At 71.4% G+C, this 1,202-nt stretch carries 1 protein-coding gene; it reads right to left on the bottom strand.

Annotated features, from left to right (window positions below; genetic code table 11):
* Nucleotides 1-987 (bottom strand): hypothetical protein (locus tag FNQ90_RS23875; RefSeq protein ID WP_182608246.1); only part of this gene is annotated, 987 nt, incomplete at its 3' end.
* Nucleotides 988-1,202: the final 215 nt, after the last annotated feature.

The following is a 1,202-nucleotide window of genomic DNA, read 5'->3' as shown; positions in this document are numbered from 1 at the left end:
GGTGGGGGGAGCCGCCGCGCGGGCCCGGCGCAGGAACGTTTCGCCGTGGGTGAGCCAGGCGTCGACGGCCGACCGAAGTAGCGCGTCGGGTACCGGTGGCTTCGAAGAGGTGCCCCCATCCAGACTCTCCACGTCGACGAGGGCGTCGATCAGCCGGGTGAGGACACGGTCATCCGGAGAGCTCTCGGGTGCCGAGGAACGGCATCGGTCCAGGAGAGGGGGAGCGTGCCGCATGACGGAGCGGAACTCCTCCCACACCCGGCCCGGGAGCCTCGCGGTCGTCTCTTCCGGGACCGGTGCCCCGATGTCGTCGTGCTCGGCGCGGATGCGGTCGAGCGCCTCCGCGACGCATGCCAGCCGCCGATCGTGAACGGCGCGCCGGTAGGCGGGTAGGTAGTGGTCCGTGATGGCCCGGGCCGCCGAAGCGGCCGATCCGGGGACGGCAATGCCGCGTGGGGCGTGCCGGTCGCCGTGGCCCTCCTCGAAGAACTCGGGGGAGAGCGCGCCGACCAGATAACCGGACTCTCGGTCGGGGCGCTCGATGAGCAGCAGGGTCGTTTCGGAGGCCGTGTCGGTGAGGGCGGCTGCGCAGGGGACGCGCTCGTGCCGGACGACTCGGGCGAGTTCGCCGCTGTCCCACAGCCAGGGCACGAGGTCCTCCTGCCAGTGGGGGTTGGAGTAGATCTCGACGCGGGCTTTCCACTCACCGGGCAGAAGAGCCGCGATGTCTCCGGCGGTGTCGCCGATGAACTGCTGGCTGCCGGTGGTCACCTCGGCCCGGTAGAACTTCGCGAGACGGACCAGTGAGGCCACCCGGTCCCGGGTGAGGTCCGGTTCTCCGTCCGGCAGGTGGTGCACCCCGCTCTCGTCCTCGCGGAATCCGCAGGAGGTGAGCAATTGGTGGGCGGCCTTGTACCTCGTGCCGTGGGGGATGGCGACGATCCCTCGGCCACGGCTGTAGGTGAGGATGATCTGCGGGTCGGTCACCGGGCGCCACCCGCCCGCGACCGGGGGGATGGAGGGCTCTGTGTTCCCGAGCGGCGCGCTGCGGAGGGCACCGTAGCCGCCGGACCGCCCGGCTTGTGTCGGCACATCGAACCGAGGTGGTGGCAAGCGGGGGTGAGGGGGTGCACGGGCGACGGGTTCAGGAGGAGGGCTCCTTTCCAGACCGGAGGAAGGCTCACCAGGGGGTGCCTGGGGGC

Origin of the sequence: Streptomyces alkaliphilus, from assembly GCF_014141535.1 — a bacterium.
GTDB classification, from domain to species: domain Bacteria; phylum Actinomycetota; class Actinomycetes; order Streptomycetales; family Streptomycetaceae; genus Streptomyces; species Streptomyces alkaliphilus.
Note: the sequence above shows the minus strand (reverse complement) of the source record. Positions and strands in the feature narration are given on the sequence as shown.